This window comes from Enterobacter sp. N18-03635 (genome assembly GCF_004006055.1).
Classification (GTDB): Bacteria; Pseudomonadota; Gammaproteobacteria; order Enterobacterales; family Enterobacteriaceae; genus Enterobacter; species Enterobacter vonholyi.
In genome coordinates, this window is the sequence record NZ_CP034769.1 from 383,716 (window position 1) to 406,343 (window position 22,628).

The 22,628-nt window shown below is 53.7% G+C and carries 15 protein-coding genes, 3 tRNA genes and 3 rRNA genes; 10 read left to right on the top strand and 11 right to left on the bottom strand.

Annotated elements, in window-relative coordinates; genetic code table 11:
* Positions 1 to 36: 36 nt before the first annotated feature.
* From phnD to ELK40_RS02550, 4 genes are all read right to left on the bottom strand, one after another.
* Positions 37 to 1,053, bottom strand: coding sequence for a phosphonate ABC transporter substrate-binding protein (gene phnD / locus ELK40_RS02535; protein WP_127729322.1), 1,017 nt, complete (start codon positions 1,051 to 1,053; stop codon positions 37 to 39).
* A gap of 24 nt (positions 1,054 to 1,077) precedes the next feature.
* The gene (phnC, locus tag ELK40_RS02540) at positions 1,078 to 1,866 is read right to left on the bottom strand and encodes a phosphonate ABC transporter ATP-binding protein (protein ID WP_127729324.1); all 789 of its coding nucleotides are present in this window, start codon (positions 1,864 to 1,866) and stop codon (positions 1,078 to 1,080) included.
* 173 nt (positions 1,867 to 2,039) lie between these two features.
* Complete coding sequence (yjdN, locus tag ELK40_RS02545; RefSeq protein ID WP_115876885.1) at positions 2,040 to 2,480, bottom strand: VOC family metalloprotein YjdN; 441 nt, start codon at positions 2,478 to 2,480, stop codon at positions 2,040 to 2,042.
* Positions 2,481 to 2,560: 80 nt separating this feature from the next.
* Positions 2,561 to 2,896, bottom strand: a complete 336-nt coding sequence (locus ELK40_RS02550) for a zinc ribbon domain-containing protein YjdM (RefSeq protein ID WP_111964171.1) — start codon at positions 2,894 to 2,896, stop codon at positions 2,561 to 2,563.
* Between the two features lie 595 nt (positions 2,897 to 3,491).
* Here ELK40_RS02550 and crfC point away from each other — a divergent pair.
* Both crfC and ELK40_RS02560 read left to right on the top strand, forming a co-directional pair.
* Positions 3,492 to 5,846 (top strand): clamp-binding protein CrfC, encoded by a 2,355-nt coding sequence (gene crfC, locus ELK40_RS02555; protein ID WP_127729326.1) that lies wholly within the window; start codon positions 3,492 to 3,494, stop codon positions 5,844 to 5,846.
* Positions 5,843 to 6,718, top strand: coding sequence for a diguanylate cyclase regulator RdcB family protein (locus ELK40_RS02560; protein ID WP_111964169.1), 876 nt, complete (start codon positions 5,843 to 5,845; stop codon positions 6,716 to 6,718). Before crfC ends, ELK40_RS02560 begins: the two co-directional genes overlap by 4 nt.
* A 58-nt stretch (positions 6,719 to 6,776) precedes the next feature.
* On the opposite strand, the gene kdgT is transcribed toward ELK40_RS02560, so the two are convergent.
* Entirely contained in the window at positions 6,777 to 7,769 is a 993-nt protein-coding gene (gene kdgT / locus ELK40_RS02565; protein ID WP_115876883.1) for a 2-keto-3-deoxygluconate transporter, read from the bottom strand.
* Positions 7,770 to 8,417: 648 nt separating this feature from the next.
* Between kdgT and proP the strand changes: the two genes are divergently transcribed.
* The gene (gene proP / locus ELK40_RS02570) at positions 8,418 to 9,920 is read left to right on the top strand and encodes a glycine betaine/L-proline transporter ProP (protein WP_023334221.1); all 1,503 of its coding nucleotides are present in this window, start codon (positions 8,418 to 8,420) and stop codon (positions 9,918 to 9,920) included.
* A gap of 33 nt (positions 9,921 to 9,953) precedes the next feature.
* On the opposite strand, the gene ELK40_RS02575 is transcribed toward proP, so the two are convergent.
* Complete coding sequence (locus tag ELK40_RS02575; RefSeq protein WP_127729328.1) at positions 9,954 to 10,907, bottom strand: nickel/cobalt transporter; 954 nt, start codon at positions 10,905 to 10,907, stop codon at positions 9,954 to 9,956.
* Between the two features lie 495 nt (positions 10,908 to 11,402).
* Between ELK40_RS02575 and ELK40_RS02580 the strand changes: the two genes are divergently transcribed.
* The 5 genes from ELK40_RS02580 (at position 11,403) to rrf (ending at position 16,532) form a co-directional block, all read left to right on the top strand.
* Positions 11,403 to 12,942 (top strand): 16S ribosomal RNA (locus ELK40_RS02580).
* Positions 12,943 to 13,011: 69 nt separating this feature from the next.
* Positions 13,012 to 13,088: transfer RNA gene (locus ELK40_RS02585), tRNA-Ile, on the top strand.
* 107 nt (positions 13,089 to 13,195) lie between these two features.
* A tRNA-Ala gene (locus ELK40_RS02590) sits at positions 13,196 to 13,271 on the top strand.
* A 170-nt stretch (positions 13,272 to 13,441) separates the two neighbouring features.
* Positions 13,442 to 16,347 (top strand): 23S ribosomal RNA (locus ELK40_RS02595).
* A 69-nt stretch (positions 16,348 to 16,416) separates the two neighbouring features.
* A 5S ribosomal RNA gene (rrf, locus tag ELK40_RS02600) occupies positions 16,417 to 16,532 on the top strand.
* Together the 16S, 23S and 5S rRNA genes with 2 tRNA genes alongside form the textbook arrangement of a ribosomal RNA operon.
* Positions 16,533 to 16,767: 235 nt before the next feature.
* Here the strand turns inward: rrf and ELK40_RS02605 are convergent.
* Positions 16,768 to 16,843 (bottom strand) — tRNA-Phe (locus tag ELK40_RS02605).
* Positions 16,844 to 17,013: 170 nt separating this feature from the next.
* Here ELK40_RS02605 and ELK40_RS02610 point away from each other — a divergent pair.
* Positions 17,014 to 17,859: an AraC family transcriptional regulator gene (locus tag ELK40_RS02610; protein WP_115876645.1), complete on the top strand. Its 846-nt coding sequence runs from the start codon at positions 17,014 to 17,016 to the stop codon at positions 17,857 to 17,859.
* Positions 17,860 to 17,896: 37 nt separating this feature from the next.
* Entirely contained in the window at positions 17,897 to 18,487 is a 591-nt protein-coding gene (locus ELK40_RS02615; protein WP_127729330.1) for a LysE family translocator, read from the top strand.
* Here ELK40_RS02615 and ELK40_RS02620 read toward each other — a convergent pair.
* From ELK40_RS02620 to ELK40_RS02635, 4 genes are all read right to left on the bottom strand, one after another.
* A complete protein-coding gene (locus ELK40_RS02620) occupies positions 18,484 to 19,059 on the bottom strand; it encodes a transcriptional regulator (protein WP_127729331.1) in 576 nt (191 codons plus the stop codon). The two genes, ELK40_RS02615 and ELK40_RS02620, sit on opposite strands and share 4 nt — an antisense overlap.
* A 49-nt stretch (positions 19,060 to 19,108) precedes the next feature.
* Complete coding sequence (locus ELK40_RS02625) at positions 19,109 to 20,800, bottom strand: protein-disulfide reductase DsbD (protein WP_127729333.1); 1,692 nt, start codon at positions 20,798 to 20,800, stop codon at positions 19,109 to 19,111.
* Complete coding sequence (gene cutA / locus ELK40_RS02630; protein WP_111965412.1) at positions 20,776 to 21,099, bottom strand: divalent cation tolerance protein CutA; 324 nt, start codon at positions 21,097 to 21,099, stop codon at positions 20,776 to 20,778. The genes ELK40_RS02625 and cutA overlap by 25 nt, the downstream gene beginning before the upstream one ends.
* Before the next feature lie 113 nt (positions 21,100 to 21,212).
* Complete coding sequence (locus tag ELK40_RS02635; RefSeq protein ID WP_024907357.1) at positions 21,213 to 22,514, bottom strand: anaerobic C4-dicarboxylate transporter; 1,302 nt, start codon at positions 22,512 to 22,514, stop codon at positions 21,213 to 21,215.
* Between the last annotated feature and the right edge of the window lie 114 nt (positions 22,515 to 22,628).

Sequence of the window (22,628 nt, forward strand, 5' to 3'; positions counted from 1 at the left end):
CTGTTCTCCCTCTCCCTCAAGGGAGAGGGGACAAAGTTACTGCACCGCTTTATTCACGCTGGTCATCGCGCCGAGCGCGGCGGTCAGGCGGTCGAGGTCTTCAAGCTGGGCCTGAATCTCGGCCACTTTGCTGGTCTTTTCCTCGTCCTTCAGTCCCTTGTTGTCCTTGACGCCCTGCATCTCTTTAAACAGCGCCAGCTGGCGAATCGGAACCAGCTGCAGGTCGCTTGACGGGCGGAACGGTGCCCAGCCCAGACGTTCGAGAACTGCTTTCTCTTCCGGCGTTTTGCCATAGGTCATGAAGAAGTCGTACACCTTGTCCTTGGTGCTTTCGGACAGGTTTTTACGCCACACGATCGGGTCGCCCGGGATCAGCGGCGATTTCCAGATAACCTTGATCTCTTTAAGCTTGTCCGGCGCTGAGGTTTTCAGCTTGTCGAGGTTCTCGGTGTTGTTGGTGGCAACGTCCACCTGCTTGTTGGCCACGGCCAGCGCGTTGGTTTCATGGCTGGAGTTTACGGTGCGCTTGAAGTCGCTGGCGGAGGCGTTGTTTTTGGCGAAGACGTAGTAGCCAGGGACAAGGTAGCCGGAGGTAGAGTTCGGGTCGCCGTTGCCGAAGGTCAGCTCTTTGCGTTTGGCGAGCATGTCATTGAGGTTGTTGATCGGGCTGTCTTTGTTGACGATCAGCACGCTCCAGTAGCCAGGGGAGCCATCGGCCGCGACGGTCTGGGCAAAGACCTGGCCGTTCGCTCGGTCCACCGCTTCCATGGCGGAGAGGTTGCCGTACCAGGCGATGTCCACTTTATTAAAGCGCATCCCCTGGATGATGCCCGCATAGTCCGGGGCGAAGAAGGCGTTCACTTTGATCCCCAGTTTGGTTTCCATATCTTTCAGGAACGGTTCCCACTGAGGCTTCAGGTTCTGCTGTGATTCCGTCGAAATAATGCCGAAGTTCAGCGCTTTTTCCTGCTCTTCCGCATACGCTGGGCTTAACAGGGTGCTGATGCTGAACATGCTGGTAAAGGCCAGCGCGGCAACGGCTTTGTAGCTCATGTACTTTCCTCGGATCGGGTTTAATTAAGCAGCCTGCGCGTTCTCTTCGACGCGGTTAATGCTGCGGTAGAGATGGTCAAAACGTTCGTTATCAAACTGATGGCTCGCGCCATCAAAGAACACGTGCCCCTGACGCAGGGCGACGATGCGCTCGCAGTAGCGCAGGGCGTAATCCACCTGATGCAGCGTGACCACTACGGTGATGCCGTCGTTCTGGTTAATGTCGCGCAGGGTCTCCATCACGATGCGGGCGGACTCCGGGTCCAGCGAGGCGATGGGTTCGTCAGCAAGAATGATTTGCGCTTTCTGCATCAGCGCGCGCGCAATCGCTACGCGCTGCTGTTGCCCACCGGACAGGGTGGAGACGCGCTGGTGGGCGAAGTGCGCCATGCCGACGCGGGTCAGCGCCTGTAAGGCTTCCTGCTTCTGGGAAGGGGAGAACCAGCGCAGACAGGTGCGCCAGAACGGGGTGCTGCCGAGCGCGCCAATCAGCACGTTCTCCAGCACCGTCAGGCGGTTTACCAGGTTGAACTGCTGGAAGATGTAGCCCGTCTGGGCGCGGCTCTTGCGGATATCGCTCGCCAGACGCCCGGCGCGCTGTACGGTATTACCCAGCAGCTCGACGTGGCTTTCCGGCGTTTTATCGCCGGTGATAAGCCCGCTCAAATGGCGCAGAAGGGTAGATTTACCCGAGCCAGAAGGCCCGAGAAGCGCCACCATGTCGCCCTGCCGGACGGTCAGATCAACGGCATGCAGAGCCTTGTTGTGATTGAAGGTCTTGCTCAGATTCTCGACGCGGATGACGGTTTGCATGTGCTGGGTCTCACGATAAATGTGGCCTCATGCTGGCGCATCAATATGACATTTGGGTTAAGTGCAGGTTGCGGGAGTTTGAAGAGTTGAAGTGAAAGCGATGACAGTTACTGTAGGCCCGGTAAGCGCAGCGCCACCGCGCGCTTTTGCTGGCTGCGCTGCGCGTGTCCTGCCTACGACGTTTGTTGCTTAACGACGTTAATCATCCACGGCACGCCGTACTTATCGGTGACTCTACCAAAACCATGTGCCCAGAAGGTTTCCTGCCAGGCCATGTCGATGTTCCCGCCCGCGGCAAGGTTGTCGAACCAGCGTTTGCCTTCATGGACGTCCTGGGTGTCAAGCACCAGCGTAAAACCCGCGTACTGCGCGTTGCTGCCGGGCGGCATCCCGTCGCTCATCATGATATCGCTGCCCGCAATGCGGACGTTGGAGTGGGCGATAGCCGAATCCGGAAATTGCATACCGGACGGACAGCCTTCTTCGCTGTTATCGCTTTTTGGCATTTCGCCGAAGGTGATTTTATAGAGAAGTTCTGCGCCGACGGCTTGCTGGTAAAAGGCGGTGGCCTCAGCGCAGTTGCCGGCAAAAGAGATGTAGGGACTTAACGGCATAATCTTTACCTCACGTAAGATAAGCCCGTTAAGTGTAGTGCCCGAAAGCCCGGTAAGCGAAGCGCCTCCGGGCGGGTAAATCAGTTCTTTTTCACAAACTCTGATTTCAGCTTCATCGGACCGAAGCCGTCAATTTTGCAGTCGATATTATGATCGCCTTCAACCAGACGGATATTCTTCACTTTGGTGCCGATCTTCAGCATGGAAGAGCTGCCTTTCACTTTCAGATCTTTAATCACGGTGACGCTGTCGCCGTCCGCCAGCAGATTGCCGTTCGCATCTTTGACGACAAGTGCATCAGCATCGTTTGATGGTTCGGCATCATTCCACTCATGAGCGCATTCCGGGCAGATGAACATGCCATTATCTTCATAGGTGTATTCAGAATTGCATTTTGGGCAGTGTGGGAGTGACATATCGGTATCCTCAAAAAGTGTAAACGCGCTGGAAAGTGCCAGCTAAATGACGGCAGCGTGCCGAAAAAGGCGGCAAGTATAGCGCAAATCCACACGTTTGTCGGTGACATTGTGAATTAAAAAAATGCAAAAAACGTATTGGGAGTGACACTTCCTGTCAGTCAGTTAAGCGATGCTGACCTCATTAACACGGTGGGAAGAAATGACGCTAAATATATCGAATATTTTATTGCGGCAAATTGCTACGTTCCTTCATTTCGGATAAGGTGAAGCGACACATTGTTATTTATCTCTGGACTTCGCTGCTCTACATATCTTATGGCAGTGGGGTATTACCTCTCTTTTTAGGGGGGAAATAATGATGATATATCCTGAAGTTTCTTAAAAATGGGCTACGCTTTTTTTCTTTTGGCTGTCAGGCCAGGAGGGAAGCTATACACGCCATGCAAGGATAGTGAATTATTTCTGATTATCATCAATCAGTTATATTTCGGCGAACATGTTTTCCACACGTAATCATATAAGCCTGAACAACATAATTAATACTAGTGGCTTAATAAAAGTAATAAATTTGCGTTAAGGAAAGGCTTTTATCATGCACACACAGACCATTTTTGAATTAAGCCAGGAAGCTGAGCGTTTGCTACAGCTCGCCCTGCAAAACCTTGATACGTTGAAATCAATGCCGACTGCGATGCTGGAGAGCACTGCGGCTGCTATTACGGGTGAAAAGAACAACGTTTTACCTTTGCATTTTAGCGCGCGCGGCGTCGAAGCGCAGCAGGCGATGCTGAATAATGAATTACGAAAAATAACCCGGCTGGAAATGGTCCTGGCCATTGTGGGCACCATGAAGGCGGGGAAATCAACCACCATTAATGCGATTGTGGGGACCGAAGTGTTGCCGAATCGCAATCGTCCGATGACGGCACTTCCTACTCTGATTCGCCACACGCCGGGTCAGAAGGAGCCGGTGCTGCATTTCTCGCATGCCTCGCCCATTGATGAATTGATCCAACTGCTCCAGAAAAAGCTATGCGATTACGACCGCGGGAAGCTGGCTCAGCGTCTGGAAATTGATAAAGACATGAATACGCTGCTGGAGCGCATTGAAAAAGGGGAAGCGTTTGAGAAGCATCACCTGGGCGCACAGCCGATATTTCACTGTCTGAAAAGTCTCAACGACCTGGTGAGGCTTTCCCAGGCATTAGGTGTAGAGTTTCCGTTCTCTGAGTATGCGGCTATCGAACATATCCCGGTAATTGAAGTGGAGTTCGTGCATCTTGCGGGTCTGGATGTTCACCTCGGACAGCTGACGCTGCTCGATACGCCCGGGCCGAATGAGGCCGGACAGCCGCACCTGCAAAAAATGCTCAGCGAGCAGTTGTCCCGCGCGTCGGCGGTGCTGGCCGTGATGGATTATACCCAGCTTAAATCCATCTCTGATGAAGAAGTCCGCCAGGCCATTTCTGCGGCGGGAAAATCCGTGCCGCTGTATGCGCTGGTCAATAAATTCGATCAGAAAGATCGCAATAGCGACGATGAAGAGCAGATCCGGGCGATGATCTCCGGCACCTTAATGAAAGGCAATATTTCGCCTGGCCAGATCTACCCCGTTTCGTCCATGTGGGCCTACCTGGCGAACCGCGCTCGCTACGAGATGAGTACCCACGGACAACTGCCGGATCATCAGGAGCAACCCTGGGTGCAGGATTTTGCTGAAGCTGCGCTTGGACGTCGCTGGCGCACGGCGGACCTGGACGATATCGACCATATTCGTCATTCTGCCGATTTGCTCTGGGAAGATTCGCTATTCGAACAACCGATACGCAAACTGATTTACGCCGCCTATGCCAATGCTTCGCTTTACGCGCTGCGTTCGGCCTCGCATAAGTTGCTTAACTACGCGCAAAATGCCCGGGAGTACCTCGACTTCCGCTATCAGGGATTGACGGTGGCTTTTGAGGCGCTGGAACTGAACATCGCACGTCTGGAAGAGGACATGGCGCTTCTGCAGACGCGTCAGAGCGTGGTGAGCGATGAGGTGAAACATGAGGTTGAAGAGGCTCTGAACGCCACTACGGACTTTATGGGAGCCCAAAAAACTGCGCTTCACCAGGCGATTGGTGAGGTGTTCAGCGCTCAGCATATTCTTGATTTGGCAGGTATCGATCGGCAGAACCTTCGCGGTGACGAGCTGCACGAGCTGAAACAGCTGGTTCTGGAAGATGAAGGGCAGGCGCAGATCGCGCTGAGTAAAATCCGCTCCTCCTGCGAGCTGGTGATGCTGGATGCACAGACGAAGATTTGCCGGGAGCTGGCGTTACGCTTCGACCAGCTTGAATCTACGCTGGCGCGTTCCCTGAACGAAGCCATGCGCCCCATCGAAACGCGTATTAAAGAGCATCTGAGCCATGCGGGTTTTCGGGCGCGGATCAGTTTCCCCGCGTTTCAGGCAAGCCAGCTTAACTTCAATACGCGAGCGCTGTTTAACGATGCGATTGCGCAGGATGACAGCCAGGCAGGCCCCCCATCCGGCGGGAGCAGCATGCGTGAAACAGTCTCTCGTTGGCTCAATAATCCGGGCTGGGGCTGGGATGAGTATGTGGAAACGCGCACGCGCTATGTTATCGATATTGCGCAGCTACATGAAAGATTTAAGCAACATATTGAGCTGTTTTGTGAACAAATACGTAAAGCTTTGTCCGCGCAGGTCGATGTCTCTGTTACGGCAGGAATGGCAACGTTCTTTGCAGAATTTTCGTTGTGCCTGACCGGGTTACAGGAAAGCTTGCGTGATAGCCTCGCAGTGCGTCAACAGAATGAGCATTCAACCCGAGCGCTCTGCCAGTTGTTGAAGCAAAGTATTACTACTGCGACGTGGATACAGGAAGATACCCGACTGTTACGCGATGATATTCAAACTCTATTCGCGGCAGAGCAACCATGACAACACCACTACTGGATGGCCCCGGGCGAACGCTGGAGTGTATTAATCCAAAATTTATGGTCGATCTGGTTCAGGGAGTGGATGCGGCGCGTCATCCTCACCTGGGACCTCAACAGCTTCAGTTTCGTGAGCGTTTGACTCAGGAAATCATGACGCATACCCGGCTACGCCCCTGGGCGATGGCGGGTATGCTCAATGAAAATGCGGCGCTGCGCCTGGGGCTGGCGGAAAAACTGGCCGGCATGCTTGACCCGGGTCATCTCGCGCTGACGCTGATGGCAGAGAAACTGATTGCTTTGCGCCAGCAGACGCACCCGCGCGCCCAGCAGTCCCCCGGACTGATGCAGCAGTACGCTGAACTCTCTTCTCATTTTACCCAACGCGCCGCCTGGAAAGAGAAGGCGCTAACCCAGCGCGGGCTGACGGTGCAGGCGGGCGAGCACAGCGAGCAGATTTTTACCCGCTGGCGGGCCGGACATTATGATGGCTGGTCGCTGGCCGGGCGCTGTTTTATCGTCCTGGAAGAGCTGCGCTGGGGGGCATTTGGTGACGCATGCCGCCTCGCGAATGAAGATGTGGCGGCAATGCTTAAGGATAACCTGCGCAGCATGGCGGCTAATTATCTGGCGCAGGGGATCAATGCGTCACCCACGACCCGCCATTTCTATCACCAGTGGCTTACAACGCCGGCCTCTCCGGGCTTAATCGATCATAAAGATATGCTGGGCTGGCTGGGGGACTGGTGTCAGGCGGATCAACATCCGGTGAGCTGGTCAGTGACGCAAAACTGGCAGACCGTCGCGCTGGGCATGCCGCGGCTCTGTTCGGCAAAACGGCTGGTGGACGGGATGGTGGAAGAAATTTTTGGATGAATACCTTATCACCCCGATCCTCTCCCCGAGGGGAGAGGGGATGATCTGGTGCGGTGTGTTAATGATTCGCTTCTATTGGCTTCGGTTCAGGCTGGGTCTCATGCATATTCCCGTAGCGCTTCGCATACAGCGCCGTGATGATGGGTACCAGAATCGCGGTGACAATCACGCTCGCGGCAACCAGTGCTGTCGCTGAAGCAGCGACCGGTTCGAAGGCCGGGTTAATCTGAGCAATAATCATCGGGTTTGCGACAGCAGCACCTGCGGCTGAAGAGGCGGCGACGCCCGCCGTGCCGTTTCCTCCTCCGATTACGCGGTCAGCAATAATCAGCGGAATGCCGGTGATGACGATCACGGCGACACCCAGCACAATGCCCAGCAGGCCTGTATCGAGAATGACCTTCAGGTTGATGGTGTTCCCCAGTGCGAAACCGAAGAAAGGGATCAGCACCGGCGTGGCTTTGCTGAAGAAATCACGCAGATCGCGATCGAGATTGCCAAGGGCGAAACCGACCAGGAAGGGCAGGATCGCGCCGACAAAGTGGTGGGGTTCAAACGAGGCCAGGCCAGCAGACCCCAGGATCAGCATCGTCATTAATGGGCCGGACTCCAGTGACATCAACACAAATGCGCCGGACTCTTCTTTCGTTCCGTACTGGTTCATCAGGCTGGCGTATAATCCGCCGTTGGTCATGTCCATCGCCGAGACAATTGCCAGGACCGATAATCCCGCGAAGAACCCGGTCTGAATTCCATTCTCTGGAATGAACATTGCGCATATCATTGCCGCCGCCCAGGCTACCGCTATTTTGGTTATCACCAGCGTTCCGGATTTCCGTAATACGGTACCCGTTGCCCGCAAATTAATGGACGCGCCGATACAAAAAAACCAGACGGCAAGAATCGGAACCGTGCCCGTTATCATGCCTTTAGTGAAACCGCCAAAATAAGCTCCGGTATTGGGAGCAAGGGTATTCAGGATCGCGCCCAGCACCAGCGGAACCAGCATCATACCGCCAGGAATGCGTTCTATCGTGGCTTTAATCTTCATAGACAAACCTCACATCGGATCCCGCAGCACGGGGGATAGGTGTTAAAAATTAGTCAATAAATTCAATTGATTGCTCTTATTGCTTGCCGTCTTTTTTCGATGACCCAGCAACATAATTAAATGTGTGCTCGCGATTAGCCTCTTTTGAAAACACATAAAACGTTGTATTCGGATTTATCATGCGATCATTGGAATATTGATTCAATGAAAATAAAACATCGTTTTAGTTATCTTTGTCACATATTCAATGTAAAGCTTGAGGCCGGATCCTTTTGATGAAAATTTATGTAAAGTTGATGTGAATTAACGTGGTTTGTTTTTCTGTTACGAAAGAAATAAAAACGCGCGTGAGGATGTTTTTTAGGGAGGGTAAGGAAGTGCTTATTGGCATTCCTTGACAAAAATTGGACTGAGTTGACCAGACGCAAAAATATATGTGAAGTTGATCACAAATATAAACGCTGGTAGGGTAAAAAGGTCATTAACTGCCCAGGCAGGCGTCAACAGGTTCGGTTGTATCGATGTAAAACGTCAATGTAAGTAAACCTGCTACGCTTGAATAAGGCGATTCGCATGGAGCGGATCCCATGGTTCACAGAACGCATACTGGACTGTGAAACAGACAGGGCCGAGTCAACGAGGATAGCTATGCTGAGAAGGAAAAAGATTAAACCCATCACGCTTCGCGACGTCACCATTATTGATGACGCAAAGCTGCGTAAAGCGATTACCGCAGCCTCGCTCGGTAATGCGATGGAATGGTTCGATTTTGGTGTCTACGGTTTTGTGGCCTATGCGTTAGGTAAAGTGTTTTTCCCCGGGGCCGATCCCAGCCTGCAGATGATTGCCGCACTGGGTACGTTCTCCGTTCCCTTCCTGATTCGCCCGCTGGGCGGTCTGTTCTTCGGTATGCTCGGTGATAAATATGGTCGCCAGAAGATCCTTGCTATCACCATCGTTATTATGTCGATCAGTACATTCTGTATCGGTCTTATACCGTCTTACGCCACCATCGGCATTTGGGCACCCATTCTCCTGCTGATTTGTAAGATGGCCCAGGGCTTCTCCGTAGGCGGTGAATATACAGGCGCCTCGATCTTCGTTGCCGAGTATTCCCCGGACCGTAAGCGCGGTTTTATGGGAAGCTGGCTGGACTTCGGCTCGATTGCCGGGTTTGTCCTGGGTGCGGGCGTCGTGGTGCTGATTTCAACCGTGGTGGGTGAAGATAACTTCCTCGACTGGGGCTGGCGTATTCCGTTCTTCCTGGCATTGCCGCTGGGGATTATTGGCCTCTACCTGCGTCATGCGCTGGAAGAGACGCCTGCTTTCCAGCAGCACGTCGATAAACTGGAGCAGGGTGACCGCGAAGGGCTGCAGGATGGTCCTAAGGTATCGTTCAAAGAGATTGCCACTAAGCACTGGCGCAGCCTGCTGACCTGTATTGGTCTGGTGATTTCTACCAACGTGACCTACTACATGCTGTTGACCTACATGCCGAGCTATCTGTCGCATAACCTGCACTATTCGGAAGATCACGGTGTGCTGATTATTATCGCCATCATGGTGGGTATGCTGTTTGTGCAACCGATTATGGGCCTGTTGAGCGACCGTTTTGGTCGTCGACCGTTCATTATTCTGGGAAGCGTTGCGCTGTTTGCTCTGGCAATCCCGGCATTTATTCTTATTAACAGTGATGTGCTGGGGCTGATTTTTGCCGGTCTGCTGATGCTGGCGGTGATCCTTAACTGCTTTATCGGGGTGATGGCCTCAACGCTGCCCGCAATGTTCCCGACCCACATTCGCTACAGCGCGCTGGCCGCAGCCTTTAACATCTCGGTGCTGATTGCCGGTCTGACCCCAACGCTTGCCGCCTCGCTGGTGGAGAGCACACAGAACCTGATGATGCCTGCTTATTACCTGATGGTGATCGCGGTGATTGGTTTGATTACCGGTATTACCATGAAGGAGACGGCAAATCGTCCTCTGAAAGGCGCAACGCCTGCGGCATCGGATATCCAGGAAGCGAAGGAGATCCTGCGTGAGCACTACGATAATGTAGAGCAGAAGATTGAGGATATTGACGCCGAGATTGAAGAGCTGCAGAAAAAACGCTCCCGACTGGTGGATCAGCATCCACGCATCAACGAGTAATAAATAAACCCGCCAACGGCGGGTTTTCTTTTATTAGCATCCGGCAGCGATGTAGTCGCCATTGGCACTGATGGGGATCACCGTCAGGAACAGCACTGTCGCGAACAGGATCAGGACTATCCCTCCGGCTATTTTGACTGCCGGTACCAGCCATCTTAATGAGGCGCTTTCTCCGAACCAGGTCACCGTGCGTTCGCGTGCGTACCTTACAGCCAGGGACAGCCCCACAATAGAGAGGGCGGTTCCCAGAGACATGGTCATGACTGCGGCCACCCCCCAGGTGACAATGCCCAGCGCGTTCGAAAACATCAGAATCATGATCGCCCCGCTGCACGGGCGTGCGCCAATCGCCAGAATCACGCCCAGACGGGTTTTCCAGTCGCCCTGCGTCAGGTCTGTACCTACGCCGTGATGGCTGCAGCCACAGTGTTCGCCGTGCTGATGAAGTGGCTTAATTGCAGAGACAGACATTCTGCGCGGACGCAGACTTTTCAGCGCCTGGTAAATGACAAATGCGCCGAATGCGCCAATAAGCACTGCGCTGATCTTCTCCACATACCAGCGGCTGGTACTAATATCCCCTGAGGCGAGGTTAAATCCTACCGCCAGAATAAAGACAAACAGAATGGCGCTGACGCCCTGCATCAGGCTGCCCAGGAAGGAAACGACCCGGGCGGCCAGCTCGCTTTCCTTATTGGTAGTCAGATAGGTTGTCACAATGAATTTTCCGTGCCCGGGTCCGATGGCGTGAAGGACACCATAAAGGAAAGCCCCCGTTAACAGCCATAATCCTCCGCTGTACTGGTGATTATTAAGCTGCAGCAGATACATCACCAGATAACGGTGCAGGGTAATTTGTGTGGCAAGACACCACTGGATAAAGGCGTTCCAGTGCGTGTGCAGGGTAAAACCGGCACAGAGAATTGCCAGAAGCATCAACCCAGCTGTAGGGAGACGCCAGTCACGGGTGAGGCGTTGTGTGATCATGATGCGGCCTGCACAGAGGAGAGTATTTGCCGCTAGTATAGTTGATCTTACCGCTCAATTCGTGGGATCGCGTCGGGAACCGTGCATGATTGTGGATAACTTTGTGCATAAAAGGGTATAAGGCGGGGTTTTGCTGGGGAATGCAGCAGTCAGTCATTTTTTTGCAACTTTTCGGTTGCGGTCGTTCGGGAACTCCCTATAATGCGCCTCCATCGACACGGCGGATGTGAATCACTTCACACAACAAGCGGTTCGGTTGAAGAGAAAAAATCCTGCAATAACGGGTTGACTCTGAAAGAGGAAAGCGTAATATACGCCACCTCGCAACGGTGAGCGAAAGCCGCGTTGCACTGCTCTTTAACAATTTATCAGACAATCTGTGTGGGCACTCAAAGTGACATGGATTCTTAATGTCTTCGGACAATAAATGAATACCAAGTCTCTGAGTGAACATGCGTAATTCATTACGAAGTTTAATTCACGAGCATCAAACTTAAATTGAAGAGTTTGATCATGGCTCAGATTGAACGCTGGCGGCAGGCCTAACACATGCAAGTCGAGCGGTAACACAGGGAGCTTGCTCCTGGGTGACGAGCGGCGGACGGGTGAGTAATGTCTGGGAAACTGCCTGATGGAGGGGGATAACTACTGGAAACGGTAGCTAATACCGCATAACGTCGCAAGACCAAAGAGGGGGACCTTCGGGCCTCTTGCCATCAGATGTGCCCAGATGGGATTAGCTAGTAGGTGGGGTAACGGCTCACCTAGGCGACGATCCCTAGCTGGTCTGAGAGGATGACCAGCCACACTGGAACTGAGACACGGTCCAGACTCCTACGGGAGGCAGCAGTGGGGAATATTGCACAATGGGCGCAAGCCTGATGCAGCCATGCCGCGTGTATGAAGAAGGCCTTCGGGTTGTAAAGTACTTTCAGCGGGGAGGAAGGCGTTGAGGTTAATAACCTCAGCGATTGACGTTACCCGCAGAAGAAGCACCGGCTAACTCCGTGCCAGCAGCCGCGGTAATACGGAGGGTGCAAGCGTTAATCGGAATTACTGGGCGTAAAGCGCACGCAGGCGGTCTGTCAAGTCGGATGTGAAATCCCCGGGCTCAACCTGGGAACTGCATTCGAAACTGGCAGGCTAGAGTCTTGTAGAGGGGGGTAGAATTCCAGGTGTAGCGGTGAAATGCGTAGAGATCTGGAGGAATACCGGTGGCGAAGGCGGCCCCCTGGACAAAGACTGACGCTCAGGTGCGAAAGCGTGGGGAGCAAACAGGATTAGATACCCTGGTAGTCCACGCCGTAAACGATGTCGACTTGGAGGTTGTGCCCTTGAGGCGTGGCTTCCGGAGCTAACGCGTTAAGTCGACCGCCTGGGGAGTACGGCCGCAAGGTTAAAACTCAAATGAATTGACGGGGGCCCGCACAAGCGGTGGAGCATGTGGTTTAATTCGATGCAACGCGAAGAACCTTACCTACTCTTGACATCCAGAGAACTTAGCAGAGATGCTTTGGTGCCTTCGGGAACTCTGAGACAGGTGCTGCATGGCTGTCGTCAGCTCGTGTTGTGAAATGTTGGGTTAAGTCCCGCAACGAGCGCAACCCTTATCCTTTGTTGCCAGCGGTTAGGCCGGGAACTCAAAGGAGACTGCCAGTGATAAACTGGAGGAAGGTGGGGATGACGTCAAGTCATCATGGCCCTTACGAGTAGGGCTACACACGTGCTACAATGGCGCATACAAAGAGAAGCGACCTCGCGAGAGCAAGCGGACCTCATAAAGTGCGTCGTAGTCCGGATTGGAGTCTGCAACTCGACTCCATGAAGTCGGAATCGCTAGTAATCGTAGATCAGAATGCTACGGTGAATACGTTCCCGGGCCTTGTACACACCGCCCGTCACACCATGGGAGTGGGTTGCAAAAGAAGTAGGTAGCTTAACCTTCGGGAGGGCGCTTACCACTTTGTGATTCATGACTGGGGTGAAGTCGTAACAAGGTAACCGTAGGGGAACCTGCGGTTGGATCACCTCCTTACCTTAAAGAACCTGCCTTTGTAGTGCTCACACAGATTGTCTGATGAAAAACAGCAGTAAAAATCTCTGCAGGCTTGTAGCTCAGGTGGTTAGAGCGCACCCCTGATAAGGGTGAGGTCGGTGGTTCAAGTCCACTCAGGCCTACCAAATTTTCCCTGATACTGCGTTGCGGCAACGCTCACATACTGATGTATGCTTCGCGTTACCACGCCTTGTCTCAGGAAAAATTACCGGTACAGAGATTGCAAAACGATGGGGCTATAGCTCAGCTGGGAGAGCGCCTGCTTTGCACGCAGGAGGTCTGCGGTTCGATCCCGCATAGCTCCACCATCTTTTACTGCAAACACAAGAAAACTTCAGAGTGAACCTGAAAAGGTGCACTGCGAAGTTTTGCTCTTTAAAAATCTGGATCAAGCTGAAAATTGAAACGACACATCTTAATGGTGTGTTCGAGTCTCTCAAATTTTCGCAATCAGAAGTGAAACATCTTCGGGTTGTGAGGTTAAGCGACTAAGCGTACACGGTGGATGCCCTGGCAGTCAGAGGCGATGAAGGACGTGCTAATCTGCGAAAAGCGCCGGCGAGGTGATATGAACCTTTGACCCGGCGATGTCCGAATGGGGAAACCCAGTGTGATTCGTCACACTATCGTTAACTGAATACATAGGTTAACGAGGCGAACCGGGGGAACTGAAACATCTAAGTACCCCGAGGAAAAGAAATCAACCGAGATTCCCCCAGTAGCGGCGAGCGAACGGGGAGCAGCCCAGAGTCTGAATCAGCTTGTGTGTTAGTGGAAGCGTCTGGAAAGTCGCACGGTACAGGGTGACAGTCCCGTACACGAAAGCACACAGGCTGTGAACTCGAAGAGTAGGGCGGGACACGTGGTATCCTGTCTGAATATGGGGGGACCATCCTCCAAGGCTAAATACTCCTGACTGACCGATAGTGAACCAGTACCGTGAGGGAAAGGCGAAAAGAACCCCGGCGAGGGGAGTGAAAAAGAACCTGAAACCGTGTACGTACAAGCAGTGGGAGCACCTTCGTGGTGTGACTGCGTACCTTTTGTATAATGGGTCAGCGACTTATATTCTGTAGCAAGGTTAACCGTATAGGGGAGCCGAAGGGAAACCGAGTCTTAACTGGGCGTTAAGTTGCAGGGTATAGACCCGAAACCCGGTGATCTAGCCATGGGCAGGTTGAAGGTTGGGTAACACTAACTGGAGGACCGAACCGACTAATGTTGAAAAATTAGCGGATGACTTGTGGCTGGGGGTGAAAGGCCAATCAAACCGGGAGATAGCTGGTTCTCCCCGAAAGCTATTTAGGTAGCGCCTCGTGAACTCATCTTCGGGGGTAGAGCACTGTTTCGGCTAGGGGGCCATCCCGGCTTACCAACCCGATGCAAACTACGAATACCGAAGAATGTTATCACGGGAGACACACGGCGGGTGCTAACGTCCGTCGTGAAGAGGGAAACAACCCAGACCGCCAGCTAAGGTCCCAAAGTCATGGTTAAGTGGGAAACGATGTGGGAAGGCACAGACAGCCAGGATGTTGGCTTAGAAGCAGCCATCATTTAAAGAAAGCGTAATAGCTCACTGGTCGAGTCGGCCTGCGCGGAAGATGTAACGGGGCTAAACCATGCACCGAAGCTGCGGCAGCGACGCTTATGCGTTGTTGGGTAGGGGAGCGTTCTGTAAGCCGTTGAAGGTGTGCTGTGAGGCATGCTGGAGGTATCAGAAGTGCGAATGCTGACATAAGTAACGATAAAGCGGGTGAAAAGCCCGCTCGCCGGAAGACCAAGGGTTCCTGTCCAACGTTAATCGGGGCAGGGTGAGTCGACCCCTAAGGCGAGGCCGAAAGGCGTAGTCGATGGGAAACAGGTTAATATTCCTGTACTTGGTGTTACTGCGAAGGGGGGACGGAGAAGGCTATGTTAGCCGGGCGACGGTTGTCCCGGTTTAAGCATGTAGGCGGAGGTTCCAGGTAAATCCGGTACCTTATTAACGCTGAGGTGTGATGACGAGGCACTACGGTGCTGAAGTAACAAATGCCCTGCTTCCAGGAAAAGCCTCTAAGCATCAGGTAACACGAAATCGTACCCCAAACCGACACAGGTGGTCAGGTAGAGAATACCAAGGCGCTTGAGAGAACTCGGGTGAAGGAACTAGGCAAAATGGTGCCGTAACTTCGGGAGAAGGCACGCTGATATGTAGGTGAAGCCCCTGCGGGTGGAGCTGAAATCAGTCGAAGATACCAGCTGGCTGCAACTGTTTATTAAAAACACAGCACTGTGCAAACACGAAAGTGGACGTATACGGTGTGACGCCTGCCCGGTGCCGGAAGGTTAATTGATGGGGTTAGCGGTAACGCGAAGCTCTTGATCGAAGCCCCGGTAAACGGCGGCCGTAACTATAACGGTCCTAAGGTAGCGAAATTCCTTGTCGGGTAAGTTCCGACCTGCACGAATGGCGTAATGATGGCCAGGCTGTCTCCACCCGAGACTCAGTGAAATTGAACTCGCTGTGAAGATGCAGTGTACCCGCGGCAAGACGGAAAGACCCCGTGAACCTTTACTATAGCTTGACACTGAACACTGGTCCTTGATGTGTAGGATAGGTGGGAGGCTTTGAAGCGTGGACGCCAGTCTGCGTGGAGCCGTCCTTGAAATACCACCCTTTAATGGCTGGTGTTCTAACGTAGACCCGTGATCCGGGTTGCGGACAGTGTCTGGTGGGTAGTTTGACTGGGGCGGTCTCCTCCCAAAGAGTAACGGAGGAGCACGAAGGTTAGCTAATCCTGGTCGGACATCAGGAGGTTAGTGCAATGGCATAAGCTAGCTTGACTGCGAGAGTGACGGCTCGAGCAGGTGCGAAAGCAGGTCATAGTGATCCGGTGGTTCTGAATGGAAGGGCCATCGCTCAACGGATAAAAGGTACTCCGGGGATAACAGGCTGATACCGCCCAAGAGTTCATATCGACGGCGGTGTTTGGCACCTCGATGTCGGCTCATCACATCCTGGGGCTGAAGTAGGTCCCAAGGGTATGGCTGTTCGCCATTTAAAGTGGTACGCGAGCTGGGTTTAGAACGTCGTGAGACAGTTCGGTCCCTATCTGCCGTGGGCGCTGGAGAATTGAGGGGGGCTGCTCCTAGTACGAGAGGACCGGAGTGGACGCATCACTGGTGTTCGGGTTGTCATGCCAATGGCACTGCCCGGTAGCTAAATGCGGAAAAGATAAGTGCTGAAAGCATCTAAGCACGAAACTTGCCCCGAGATGAGTTCTCCCTGAGACTTTAAGTCTCCTGAAGGAACGTTAAAGACTATGACGTTGATAGGTCGGGTGTGTAAGCGCAGCGATGCGTTGAGCTAACCGATACTAATGAACCGTGAGGCTTAACCTTACAACGCCGAAGGTGTTTTGGCGAAGAGACACGATATTTTTAGCTTTGATACAGATTTAACAGAATTTGCCTGGCGGCTTTAGCGCGGTGGTCCCACCTGACCCCATGCCGAACTCAGAAGTGAAACGCCGTAGCGCCGATGGTAGTGTGGGGTCTCCCCATGTGAGAGTAGGGAACTGCCAGGCATCAAAATAGAAGAACCCCGTACCGAAAGGTGCGGGGTTTTTTGCTTTGTGCTCAGAAAAAACCGGTGTCGCTGCGCTTGCCGGATCTACGGGTTTAGTAGGCCCGATAAGGCAAAGCTGCAAATTGGCAATACAGACCGCACGATCCCACGACAAAGAGAAACAAGAATACAAAGAAGGGATTTATAAACGCAGAAAAGCAAAAACCCAGCCATAGGCTGGGTTCTTTAAATAGTGGTGCCCGGACTCGGAATCGAACCAAGGACACGGGGATTTTCAATCCCCTGCTCTACCGACTGAGCTATCCGGGCAACGGAGCGCATTAAACCGCAATCACGCTCTATCGTCAACATTATTTCGGGAAAAGCTGTTCAACTGCTTAAGTTTACGGCAATCTGTCCGCTTTCGCCGCGAAAATGCACAAATCTTCCAGACAGAACCAGTGTAATACGGCAATGCTGATAGTAAGAGGAGGGCAGTAATGGTGAATGACTGGCTTGAACTGCGTCAGCATGCAGATACGGGTATTGAGACGATTAAAGCGCATTTCGAAGGGCATGCATTTGATCCGCACTGGCACGATAGCTACCTTGTAGGGATAACCCTCTCCGGCACGCAGCAGTTTCACTGCCGCCGTGAGCGTCATCGCAGCCAGCCGGGCGACGCTTTCCTCCTCGAGCCTGGTGAAATCCACGACGGAGATGCGCCTGTAGAGGGTGGTTTTACCTATCTGACCTTCTATCTTGATGAGCGCTGGCTTATCCGTGCGCTACAGGGGCTTTACGAATTTACTCCCGGGAGTTATTCACTCCACTTTGCCCAAACGCTGACGCGGGAGCCGCAGCTGGTGCGCGCTATCGGCGAGACATTTTCCACCCTGCATAATAATGAGTTGAAGATCGTTCAGCAGAGCGCAATGGATAATCTGCTCTCCCGGATCACCGCCCATTGCCACTGGCGTAAAAAGCTGCCGTCGCAGTTACAAAGTGCTGCCGTGGCGTACCGTGCGCGCGACTATCTCTATGCACATATCGGCGAGAACGTAGGGCTATCAGACCTTGCGCGCGAGACGGGCACCGATCGCTTCACCCTGACGCGCTGTTTTAAGCGCGAGTTCAACCTGGCGCCTCACGCATGGCTTATTCAACTGCGTCTGGCAAAGGCCCGACAGCTGCTTGCGTGTGGCGACCAGCCTGTTGATGTGGCTGCGGCAGTGGGATTTGCCGATCAAAGCCATCTGGGGCGCTGGTTTCAGCGGGCTTACCGTATCTCTCCTGCACACTACCGCCGGTTGTGCACAAACCTTCCAGACGTTTCCAAAAAATAGCGGCACATTCATGGCTCTAATAAAAAAGGAGCCACCTGTGAGTTTGATACCCTTTCTGTTGTTCGCCTTTGTCGCCTCCATTACGCCGGGGCCAACCAATATTCTGGTGCTGACGAACAGCCAGCGCTTTGGCGTTAAAAATACCGTACCAGCTATTCTGGGCGGGTGTATCGCGGCCAGTGCGATTGTGCTGATATCAGGCGCCGGCACAGGGGAAGTGCTGCGTCAGTATCCTCTAATACGTCAGCTCATGAGCTGGACAGGCGTGCTGTGGCTAAGCTGGATGAGCTGGCAGCTGTTTCGCGCCCCGGCCGCTCGTCTCAGCGCTGAGAACCATATCCAATTTACCGCTAAGGCGGCTGCACTGCTGCAGATCGTGAACCCTAAAACCTGGATGATGGCGCTGGCCGTCGTCAGTCTGTTTGCGCCTGCTGGCGATCATGCATTGCGGGATATTGCGCTAATGGCGCTATGGTTTCTGCTGATCTCAATAGCCTGTTTGATGTGCTGGGCGTGGCTGGGTAAAGCGGTGAACCGAATTTTTCGCACCACCGTAGCGATGGTGCGGTTTCAACGCCTGATGGCGCTGTGTCTTATCGTCTCTGCCTGGGCTGGCATGCTGGCTTAGGTCAGAGCCCCGCCCATACGGCACTGAGCAAAGCGCAGAATATCTTCCGCCAGGCGGTGCGCTGTATCCACATCGGCCTGGCTACGGTTTACCAGCATGCGGCTGAGGCAACCTTCCAGCACCAGTTCCATCTGCTTCGCCACCATCGCCGGATCGTCGACTTCCAGGGTGGTCAACAGCTCATGGGTGAAGTCATGCGCCGCACGTTTTTGCTGATCCGCCAACTGGTGGATAGGATGACCTGGATCCGGAAAGTATGTGCAGGCGGCGATGAACAGACAGCCCGGGTAGCGGTTGTTGCTGACACATTCCGTCAGGGCGGTATAGCGCGCCAGCAGCTTTTGTTCCACGGTCAGTTCTTCATTCAGCATCAGCTGCCTGCGCCAGACATCAACCTGCTGGCTGAGGTAGCGCAGGGCATCATAGAGTAGCGCCTCTTTATCCGGCCAGAAGCGCTTAAGTTCATCCAGGGGGTAATCGATACGGTCGGCTACCATCTCAAGCGTGGTGCTGGCGATCCCTTGAATCTCAAGTAATTGCAGGGCTTGTCCCAGTACGTCTTCACGTTGCACGGTTATCTCCTCCGCTATTCCCAACGGTTTGTCCCGTTTAAAGTGTTGTTTACGGTTGGCGATTGCGCAAATGCGCGCTAAATGCCTCTGCATCCATAAACCCGGTTACACGCTTTTCTGGCTGCTCCTCGCCCAGTTGATTGAAGAAAAGAATGGTTGGCAGTCCGAGGACGTTAAGCTGCTTCAGCAGAGCCTTATCCTGTGCATTGTTGGCTGTCACGTTTGCCTGGAGCAGAACAGTCTCTTTCAGGGAATTTTGCACCTGTGGATCGCTAAAGGTGTATTTTTCAAACTCTTTGCAGGCGACGCACCAGTCGGCATAGAGATCGAGCATCACCGGTTTGCCTTTTGCCTGTACGAGCGCGCTGTTGAGCTCATCAACGTTCTTAATCTGGATGAAGTTCAAATGCGCCTGCGTCTGGCCGACCGGCGAGCCGAATGCCCAGTCCTGAAGAGGACGCACGCTTACCAGCGCGGCAGCCAGCAGCAGGATTTGTACCAGACGCATCCACGCTTTTTTCGCCCCCAGGCTGACGATAAACGCCCAGGTAAAGAACGCTACCCCGAGCATTGCCCACAGGCGCATACCCCAGACGTCACCGATGATACGCTCCAGCAGGAACACCGGCAGCGCCAGAATGACAAAGCCAAATGCGGTTTTCACCGTTTCCATCCACGGGCCGCTCTTCGGCAGCAGTCGATTGCCGAAAACCGTGACCAGAATCAGCGGCAGACCCATGCCCAGGGCATACAGGTACAACGTTCCGCCGCCGAGCCACATGTTTCCGCTCTGGGCGATATAGAGCAGGATGGCGCTAAGCGGCGCGGTGGTGCAAGGGGAACAAATCAGCCCGGCAATGGCACCCATTGCGAACACACCGCCTGCCGAACCACCCTGCTGGCGATTACTCATCAGCGTTAAGCGGGTTTGCAGCGAGGAGGGCAACTGCAGCGTGAACAGGCCAAACATCGACAGCGCCAGCAGGATAAATATCGCCGACAGGCCAATCAGCACATAAGGATGCTGCAGTGCGGCCTGGAACTGTAACCCGGCAGCGGCAACCACAAGTCCAAGGGCCGTGTAGGTCAATGCCATACCCTGTACGTAAATTAAGGCCAGCAGCAGCGCGCGGGCTGTGGAAAGGCGCTGTTTGCCGCCCAGCACGATGCCAGAGATGAGCGGATACATAGGCAGCACGCAGGGTGTAAAGGCAATGCCAATCCCAATCAGGAAGGCCCAGAGCGCCGAGAATGGAAGGTCTACGCGGTCTTCGCTCTTCTCGTCCGAGGGGAGAGGGGAAACGGCAGCAGCCGCTTTCACTTCGCTGAGCGGAACAACCTTCGTTTCCGGCGGATAGCAGAATCCGGCATCCGCGCACCCCTGATAGGTCACCGTCAGCGTCGCGCCTTTATCCGCCTGATTCACCGTAACAGGCACGATCAGGCGCTGGCGATAGATCTCGCTTTTGCCGTAAAACTCATCTTCATGCCACTCGCCAGCGGGCATCTGTAATGCGCCCACGCTGGCCTGAACAGGCGTAATGCTCACCTGCTTGCGATAGAGGTAATAGCCCTCTTTCACCTGCCAGTTGAGCGTAAGGTCATGCTGGTTTTGCTGAAAATCGAAAACAAACGCCTGGTCGGCAGGGATGAAGTTCGAACGGCCGGGCGCGTCAAATAACCCGGCAAATACTGATGTGCTGCACAGCAGCAGGATCAGCGTAAGGAAGCGTTGAGCCATGAGAGATAGTCGTTATCGCCATGAACCACTGGCACCACCAGCAGCTCCGGGGTTTGGTAAGGATGATGAGATTTGAGGCAATCCAGGAGTGCCTGCTGATTTGCCAGATTGGTTTTGAGCAACATCTGGACCTCGTACTCTTGCTCCAGCTTACCTTCCCAATAGTAAAGAGAGGTGGCACCGGGGAGGAGCGTAACGCAGGCTGCCAGTTTTTCGGCCAGCACTTTAGCGGCGAGATCCTGGGCAGAGGCTTCATCAGGGGCGGTACAAAGTACGACAACAGCATCAGGCGTGTTCACAAGTCGACCTCCTCATCACGAAAGGTTTAACTATATCATGCAAGGCGGTTGGTCATTAATGAAACGGGCCGCAGAGCGGCCCGATTTTAACTATTTTTACAACCGGGAGCGGTTTACAGCACCACGCCACCGATGATAAAGCCGAGGATCACGCAAAGTGAAATGGCGACCACGCCCGGGATCAGGAACGCATGGTTAAACACATACTTACCGATACGGGTTGAGCCGGTGTCATCCATCTCTACCGCCGCCAGCAGGGTTGGGTAGGTAGGCAGCACGAACAGGGCGGAGACGGCAGCAAACGAGGCGATGGCGGTCAACGGCGTTACGCCCAGCATCAGTGCCGCAGGCATCAGCGCTTTGGTGGTCGCGGCCTGAGAGTAAAGCAGGGTCGCAGCAAAGAACAGCACGACCGCCAGCAGCCATGGATAGTTGTGCAGCAGGTCCCCGGCCACGGTCTGAATGTCGCTGATGTGCGCTTTAACGAAAGTATCACCGAGCCACGCCACACCCAGCACGCACACGCAGGCGCTCATACCGGATTTAAAGGTGCTGGCGTTCAGCACTTCGCTGGTATCAATTTTACAGGTGATGCTAATCAGCGTGGCGATGGTCAGCATAAACACGACAATCGCTTCGTTACGCGGCAGAACCGGGTTCTGGATCAGACCTACGGTATCGCTGATGGCGGTCGCGTAGAACATGACGGCAACGATACCAATCAGGAACAGCAGCACGGAGCGTTTCGCGTGTGGCTTCAGTTCGAAGACCTGACTGCCGCGCAGGCTCACTTCACCTTTTGCAAGACGCTCCTGATAAACCGGATCGTCTTTCAGTTCAGCGCCGAGGAAGTTACACAGCACTGCGGTAATCATCACCGCGATCAGCGTCACCGGGATACAGATCGCCAGCAGCGTCAGGTAGCTCACGCCCATCGGCTCAAGGATACCGGCGAAGAAGACCACCGCCGCGGAAATCGGTGAGGCGGTAATGGCGATCTGGGACGCGACGACCGCAATGGAGAGCGGACGCGACGGACGGATACCCTGTTCTTTCGCCACTTCGGTAATCACCGGTAACGTGGAGAAAGCGGTGTGGCCAGTACCGGCGAGAATGGTCATAAACCATGTCACCAGCGGAGCAAGGAAGGTAATGTATTTTGGATGGCGGCGCAGCATACGCTCCGCCAGGCTTACCAGGTAGTCCATACCGCCTGCCACCTGCATGGCGGCAATAGCGGCAATAACAGCCATGATGATTTCGATAACGTCGAACGGTATAGCGCCGGGTTTAATCTGAAAGATAAGGGTAAGAACGAGCACTCCAAGACCGCCGGCAAAACCGATGCCGATACCCCCGAGTCGTGCTCCCAAATAAATCGCCAACAAGACGATGACGAGTTCTGCTCCAAACATAAGGACCTGCCTTGCTTATTAACAAGTTGATATTGAATTGTTGTATTTTGGTAACGCCTAAAAAGAAAAAAGGCACGTCACAAGTGACGTGCCTTAAGAAGCCTAGCCTGAACG

Coding starts and splice junctions, on each gene's coding strand:
- phnD (WP_127729322.1), bottom strand. CDS start 1,053: ATGAGCTACAAAGCCGTTGCCGCGCTGGCCTTTACCAGCATGTTCAGC.
- phnC (WP_127729324.1), bottom strand. CDS start 1,866: ATGCAAACCGTCATCCGCGTCGAGAATCTGAGCAAGACCTTCAATCAC.
- yjdN (WP_115876885.1), bottom strand. CDS start 2,480: ATGCCGTTAAGTCCCTACATCTCTTTTGCCGGCAACTGCGCTGAGGCC.
- ELK40_RS02550 (WP_111964171.1), bottom strand. CDS start 2,896: ATGTCACTCCCACACTGCCCAAAATGCAATTCTGAATACACCTATGAA.
- crfC (WP_127729326.1), top strand. CDS start 3,492: ATGCACACACAGACCATTTTTGAATTAAGCCAGGAAGCTGAGCGTTTG.
- ELK40_RS02560 (WP_111964169.1), top strand. CDS start 5,843: ATGACAACACCACTACTGGATGGCCCCGGGCGAACGCTGGAGTGTATT.
- kdgT (WP_115876883.1), bottom strand. CDS start 7,769: ATGAAGATTAAAGCCACGATAGAACGCATTCCTGGCGGTATGATGCTG.
- proP (WP_023334221.1), top strand. CDS start 8,418: ATGCTGAGAAGGAAAAAGATTAAACCCATCACGCTTCGCGACGTCACC.
- ELK40_RS02575 (WP_127729328.1), bottom strand. CDS start 10,907: ATGATCACACAACGCCTCACCCGTGACTGGCGTCTCCCTACAGCTGGG.
- ELK40_RS02610 (WP_115876645.1), top strand. CDS start 17,014: ATGGTGAATGACTGGCTTGAACTGCGTCAGCATGCAGATACGGGTATT.
- ELK40_RS02625 (WP_127729333.1), bottom strand. CDS start 20,800: ATGGCTCAACGCTTCCTTACGCTGATCCTGCTGCTGTGCAGCACATCA.
- ELK40_RS02635 (WP_024907357.1), bottom strand. CDS start 22,514: ATGTTTGGAGCAGAACTCGTCATCGTCTTGTTGGCGATTTATTTGGGA.